The following is a 6,354-nucleotide window of genomic DNA, read 5'->3' as shown; positions in this document are numbered from 1 at the left end:
CGTCATGAACACGTTCCAGGCCATGACGAGGCCACCCGCTAGGTAGAGTGCTCCGCCGACGGCACGCAGCACGTAATAGGGGATCATCGCCGCGACCGTTTCAGCGAAGGAATAGACGAGGAAGCCCTGGGAATTGTATTCTCGCCACATCAGCCCCTGCTGGATGCCCGCGACCCAGAGCACCGCGGCGTAGATCACGATCCCGAGCGTCGCGAGCCAGAAGTGCCAGTTGACCATCCGCAGGCTGTAGAGGCGCTCGCGCCCCCACAGTTTCGGCGTCAGGTAGTATATCGCCCCGAAGGTGATCATACCCACCCAGCCAAGTGCTCCGGAATGCACGTGACCGATCGTCCATTCGGTATAGTGGCTGAGCGAATTGACCGCCTTTATCGACATCATCGGGCCTTCGAAGGTCGACATCCCATAAAATGCGATGGCGACGATCATCATCCGGATGATCGGGTCGGTGCGAATTTTGTCCCAGGCGCCCGAAAGGGTCATCAAACCGTTGATCATGCCGCCCCAGGAGGGCATCCAGAGCATGACGGAGAAGACCATTCCGAGCGTCTGCGCCCAGTCAGGCAGCGCCGTGTAATGCAGATGATGCGGGCCGGCCCAGATATACATGAAGATCAGGGCCCAGAAGTGGATGATCGACAGCCGGTAGGAATAAACCGGCCGGTTGGCCTGCTTCGGCACAAAATAGTACATCATCCCCAGGAAGCCGGCGGTGAGGAAGAAGCCGACGGCGTTGTGGCCGTACCACCATTGGGTGAGTGCATCCTGGACGCCGGAGAAGAGAGAATAGCTCTTGGAGCCGAGGAACGACGCCGGAACAGCGAGGTTGTTGACCACATGCAGCATCGCAATGGTGACTATGAAGCTGAGATAGAACCAGTTTGCCACGTAGATATGCGGCTCTTTGCGCTTCAGGATCGTTCCGAGATAGACGGCCAGATAGGCGACCCAGACGATGGTAAGCCACAGGTCGACGTACCATTCGGGCTCGGCATATTCGCGCGACTGATTGATGCCGATCACGTAGCCGGTCGCAGCCATCACGATGAACAGCTGGTAGCCCCAGAAGACGAACCAGGCGAGTGTTCCTCCGAAGAGACGCGCGCGACAGGTGCGTTGCACCACATAGAAGGATGTCATGATCAGCGCGTTGCCGCCGAAGGCGAAGATCACCGCCGATGTGTGAACCGGCCGCAATCTTCCGAAATTCCAATAGGGCGCGATGTTGAGGTCGGGAAAGGCGAGCTGCAGCGCGATGATCACGCCGACGAGGAAGCCGACGACGCCCCAGAACACCGTAGCGATCAGGCCGTAGCGGATTACCTCGTCGCAATAGCCCGTAAGCTCTGTTTTGCGCTGTTGGCCCGTCGGCGAAAACTCTGCGTTTCTGACAAGCAGCAGCGTTCCCGCAACCAGGCAGAGGCAAAGTATACCCATATGGACTGCAAACAGATGATCGTGCGCGAATGCGGCCGCGAGCAGCGCCAGAAACGCTGCGACCGCGATCACCATCGTTTCTGTCGTGTAATTCATGATGTCGTCTCCAGTGCGCAGACGACCGCCTCGCGGCCGGCTTTCTCGGATTTCGAGGCAGGACTGTCACGAAGACGGGAACGGCTCCTTGATCTACATCAACAAGCGGACTGGAAGCGGTGGACGAACCGACGTTGTTACACTCTGTTGCAAACTTCCCCCTTTGGCACCGCCCGCTTACTCCCGTGTGACGCAGCTGCTTTCTACCGCACCCACTGCCACAAGGGGCGATGAAGATGCTGTGCAGAACAACCACGCGTTCGACAATGGCGCGAAGGGGCGCGAAGCCATACATGCCGGCCAATCCCTCTCTTCGCTGTTCGTAGGCTCGGCGGCCGAGGCCGTCGCAGCCGGTAAGGCGATTTGGTGGGAGGGTGATAAGCAACCATCTTGTCCAGGTGGAAGAAGGTGTCGTGCGCCTGCTTCGTATCATCGGCGAAAGATCGTCGGGTGATAATCGCTCTTCAATTCGCCGGCGATCTCAACGGCGCGTCGCTGCAAAACGATTTCCTATTTACGGCTGAGGCCGTCACGAAATGCAAGATCCGCCGGATATCGCACATGAGTTTCCACGGGGAAGTCGCTCGGTCTAATGCGCTCGCTCGACCTAGCTCTCGTTGCTCTGGCAGGAGGCGGCCGCTTCGCATGAACAGATGGTGCTGTTGCCGAAGAAGAACGCCGAGGAGCGCCCCTGCAGCTTCATCGTGAAGCTTGCATTCCGGCGCAACCCGCGTCCGCCAAGGTCCGTTGCGCGTTTCCATGAATCGTCAAGACATTGCGGATCATCTCGGCCTGACCATTGAGACCCTGGCCCACACCGTTACGAAACTTGCGTCGCGCAACATCGTTATTCCCGAGGGCAGGCACGACCTGCGGAACGTCAATCTTGCCCGCTGGTACGGTTATCGGGCGACACTGATGATTTTTCCGAGGATTTCTGTCAGAGGGTAAACCTCAACACACGCGACAAGCCGCGGGATCGACATTCATGCCCTCCGCGAACTTCTCGACGCGATATGAGCTCAGTCACGGCAATCCTAAGCTGTTCAGCAGCGCCGACGTTCGCCGAGCGTGCTTGTCCTTCGGTGATTCCTACATCGCTTGCAGGCTGCCATGTCCCTCGCAAGGGCGCTGGGCAAGCAGGCAAAAATTGGGACCTTCTGCCTTTTTTCCCCGAATTTGACGGGCGTCAAAGAGCCCAATTCCGGCATCTGCTAAGACACATTCATGAGGCTGATTGGGTCTCGCAGAAAAGGAGCTTGCAAATGCGGTTAAAATTCGGTCTGATCGCTGCAGCGGCAGCCTTGATTGTTTCGGCAGCGCCGTTGATGGCGGCCGACCACCAGGTTCGGATGCTCAACAAAGGCACGGAAGGCGCGATGGTGTTCGAGCCTGGCTTCCTGAAGATCGCCCCCGGCGACACCGTCACCTTCATCCCCACCGACAAGGGCCACAACGTCGAAACCTTCAAAGGCCTCATTCCGGATGGCGTTGCCGACTTCAAGTCAAAGCCGAATGAGCTATATCGCGCGAAATTCGATGTTCCAGGCGTCTATGTCCTGAAATGCACCCCACATTCCGGCATGGGCATGGTTGCCCTGATCCAGGTGGGTGACAGTCCGCCCAATCTCGAAGCGATCAAGACTGCAAAGGTGCCGAACATGGTGCGCAAGCGGCTCGATGCCGACCTCACAAACATCACCCAGTGAGACACAGCAGGTGCGGATGACCGCGCAGCCCATGACGATGGCTTTCGTGGCAGCTGTTTGCCTCGCCAGGAGCAGCTGATGCTCAGTGAGCATCGAGCAGAGCCAGGCGCTGTCAGGCAAGACGTCCAAGGCAGTGGTCGGACACGGTTGTCGGCAAAGCCGATGCCGAAACCTGGTGGGACCGTCGAGAAAGTGAATGTGGCCTGTGAAAAGAGCTATGATCTGCACGGCAGACCTGTGAAGGAACGCGTGGGCAAGATCACTAGCCCGGCGGCAATCTCGCTGACGACGAATATAACGAGGTCGTTTTTTTGCGCGGCAGTCGCGAAGGAGATGCCAGCCAAAACCCGGGGTCTCGTTCTGGTTACCCAAGAATTGCACGGAAGGCGCCGTCGAACGTTTGATCGAAATCCCCGCGGCAGGCAAGTCCTACAACTAGGAGACCCCTGCCTCGTCCTTCGACGTGCTCGAACAACCGCGTTCGTGAGAGGGCGAGAGCCGTCGATCATGTGGCGCTCGGTAGCTCACCTCGCGAAAAGGCTCCTTCAGGCGCCTGCGCGGCCGCCATAATCGCGATGGGCACAACTCTGCGGACCGGCGCTTGCCCACGCCACCTTAAAGGTTCGACGTCAGTCGCCAACGATACCCTGGGCCGGGGCCTGCCGAGATCGAGCTGTATTTGAATGAGCCGAAAAGCTCGACGATAACGACCTCGACGTCCAGGCGGTGATACGGGCGCCCATCTACTTGTGACAGGGCGGCCCGATGACCGTATTTGTGAGTGCGCCCGCCCTGCTTCACACGAACTTGCGACGTCGATCCTCCTCGACGTGCCGTTGTCGACGGGACTCCTGGGAAGATAACTGCAGGGTCCTCGATCGAGAAACGGGAACTCGATGTCTTCTCGCGCGGCCTTTGATGCGTTTCGTGTCGCCGGAACCGATGCACACTTCCGGCGACAAGTACTAGGCTGCCTTGCTGTGCGTGTGCCCGTGCGAGCTAAAATAGGCGTCGAATGCCGCCGCGACTGCACGGACCATGAAGCGCGCCTCCTCGCATACGACAATCCGCTCACCGCTGATCGTCACGACGCCGTCGGCCATGAGCTCGCCGAGACGGTCGTTGCGCTCGACAAGGAAGCCGGTGTCGAAACCCGATCCGCTGCTCAACTGGCCGAGATCGGCTTCGAAATCGCACATCAGCCTCTCGATGACCCTCGCCCGAAGCTTGTCCTCCTCGCTGAGAAGATATCCCTTGGCGGTCGGCAGCACCCCGAAGGCAATTCGCTCGGCATAGAGGCCGAGAGGCACGTGGTTCTGCATATAGCCGGCCGGCAGCCGCCCGATCGCAGATGCGCCGAGGCCGATCAGGCTATCGCAATCATCCGTGGTATAGCCCTGGAAGTTTCTCCTCAGCGTTCTGTTGCGCGCGGCGAGCGCCAACTGATCGTTCGGCAGTGCAAAATGATCGAGCCCAATGCGCAGATATCCGGCCTTCTGGAGCTCCTCGGCGATCACTTCCGCCTGCTCGTTCCGCTGTTTTGCGTCCGGCAGCGATGCTTCGTCGATCAGGCGCTGATGTTTCTTAAAAGCGGGTATGTGAGCGTAACCGAAAACGGCGAAACGTTCGGGACGCAGTTCTGCAGCCAGCCGGACCGTCTCGATGCAAGATTGGACAGTCTGTTTCGGAAGGCCATAAATTAGGTCGAAGTTGATGCTGCTGACGCCTGCTGAGCGCAACCCGGCGACCGCCCTTTCCGTCTGCTCAAAGGATTGCAGCCGCTTGATACCGGCCTGCACGATCGGATCGTAGCTCTGGACGCCGAGGCTTGCGCGGTCGACGCCGTTTTCGGCGAGCGCATCGATCATGGGGGCGACCAATGTGCGAGGGTCGATCTCGACTGCGACGCCGGCTTTCGCTTCAAACGTGAAGGCACTCCTGAGCTTTGCCATTAGAGCCGAAAATTCCTGCGGCTTCATGACCGACGGCGTGCCGCCGCCGAAATGCACGTACTTGACGGGCACGTCGTTTCCGGCCGCAAAAGAGACGAGCTCGATCTCTTCCTTCATCACGTCGAGATAGTCGGCGACCGGAGCGTCTTGCCGGGTGATGGTCGTGTGGCAGCCGCAGTACCAGCATATCGAACGGCAGAACGGGACGTGGAGATAAACCGAAACCGGGCCAGCCGCGGCGATATGGGCGAGATTGCCGGCATATTCATCCGGCCCCACGGCTGCAGAAAAAGCCGCCGCCGTCGGGTAACTCGTATAACGCGGAACCCGCGCATCGCCGTATTTGGCGATCAGATCATCAGACATTTTCGCATCCCTTTTCAAAACAGGATGCTTTATGACCTCCGGCCGCGCCGGCTTCCTTGTCCCAAATCAATGATGACGTCTCAGGCCAGAATCAGCCGGATCTTTGTCCGCTGTGAAAGTCAGCACTTTCGAACCCGCCTAACATCTCGTTCTGACATGGGTCGAGCCGCGGTCCCGGCTGTTCGAAGAGACGTGCCACAAGGAAATGAGCAAGAATGACTGATACGCAAAACGGGTGAAACAAATTGGTGTCCGCGTGCTGTCGCCGGTCGAGCCATCCCACGGTTTCGGCTCGCTCCATGCGCTGGCCCCCGGCGATAGTTTGTTGATCGCCAGTGGAACTGGTGCCGGCCTAACGGCGGGAATCTCGAGCGAAGCCTACCGAAACGCGGAAGTCGTGGTCGTTTTCCAATTCCACAGGCCCTCGCCGCGGCCGCCGACGTGATCGTCAAGGTGCGCCTCGATCAATGAGGTCGCCCTGCTGTCGCCTGAAAAGACGCTAATCGCTTTCTTCTATCCCGCAGCCAACAATGAGTTGCTCAAGCGGGCTCTGCATTCGGGCGCGAATATAAGCGCCATAGACATGGTCCCGCGCATCAGCCGTGCACAGAAGATGAATGGGAAAGATCGGGGTTACCGGGCGGTCATCGAAGCGAGTGCGAACTTCAGGTGTTTCTTCACCGGGCAGATCACCGCGCGGTATTTCTAGGGTCTCCTCAGTTTTACGTCGCCTTGAGGTCCGTCAGCACCTTGTCAAAAGCATCCTTGACCGGCTT

Annotated in this window: 4 protein-coding genes and 1 pseudogene; 3 read left to right on the top strand and 2 right to left on the bottom strand. The window is 58.9% G+C overall.

Annotated features, from left to right (window positions below):
• Positions 1 to 1,551, bottom strand: a 1,551-nt coding sequence (gene ccoN / locus AF337_RS15925) for a cytochrome-c oxidase, cbb3-type subunit I (RefSeq protein WP_049732802.1), incomplete at its 3' end; no start/stop codon positions are given.
• A 241-nt stretch (positions 1,552 to 1,792) separates the two neighbouring features.
• Here ccoN and AF337_RS43680 point away from each other — a divergent pair.
• Both AF337_RS43680 and AF337_RS15915 read left to right on the top strand, forming a co-directional pair.
• Positions 1,793 to 2,510: pseudogene (locus AF337_RS43680) on the top strand (cyclic nucleotide-binding domain-containing protein); the annotation flags it as partial.
• Between the two features lie 306 nt (positions 2,511 to 2,816).
• Positions 2,817 to 3,260, top strand: coding sequence for a pseudoazurin (locus AF337_RS15915; RefSeq protein WP_004674399.1), 444 nt, complete (start codon positions 2,817 to 2,819; stop codon positions 3,258 to 3,260).
• Between the two features lie 965 nt (positions 3,261 to 4,225).
• Here AF337_RS15915 and hemN read toward each other — a convergent pair.
• The gene (hemN, locus tag AF337_RS15910) at positions 4,226 to 5,578 is read right to left on the bottom strand and encodes an oxygen-independent coproporphyrinogen III oxidase (RefSeq protein WP_008536465.1); all 1,353 of its coding nucleotides are present in this window, start codon (positions 5,576 to 5,578) and stop codon (positions 4,226 to 4,228) included.
• A gap of 463 nt (positions 5,579 to 6,041) precedes the next feature.
• Here hemN and AF337_RS40505 point away from each other — a divergent pair, with 463 nt between their 5' ends.
• Positions 6,042 to 6,287, top strand: coding sequence for an NAD(P) transhydrogenase subunit alpha (locus AF337_RS40505; protein WP_309506698.1), 246 nt, complete (start codon positions 6,042 to 6,044; stop codon positions 6,285 to 6,287).
• The last annotated feature ends 67 nt before the right edge of the window (positions 6,288 to 6,354 follow it).

The sequence above is a fragment of the Rhizobium ecuadorense genome (genome assembly GCF_001187535.1).
GTDB classification, from domain to species: domain Bacteria; phylum Pseudomonadota; class Alphaproteobacteria; order Rhizobiales; family Rhizobiaceae; genus Rhizobium; species Rhizobium ecuadorense.
The sequence above is the reverse complement of the archived record's forward strand: the minus strand, read 5'-3'. Positions and strand labels throughout refer to the sequence as shown.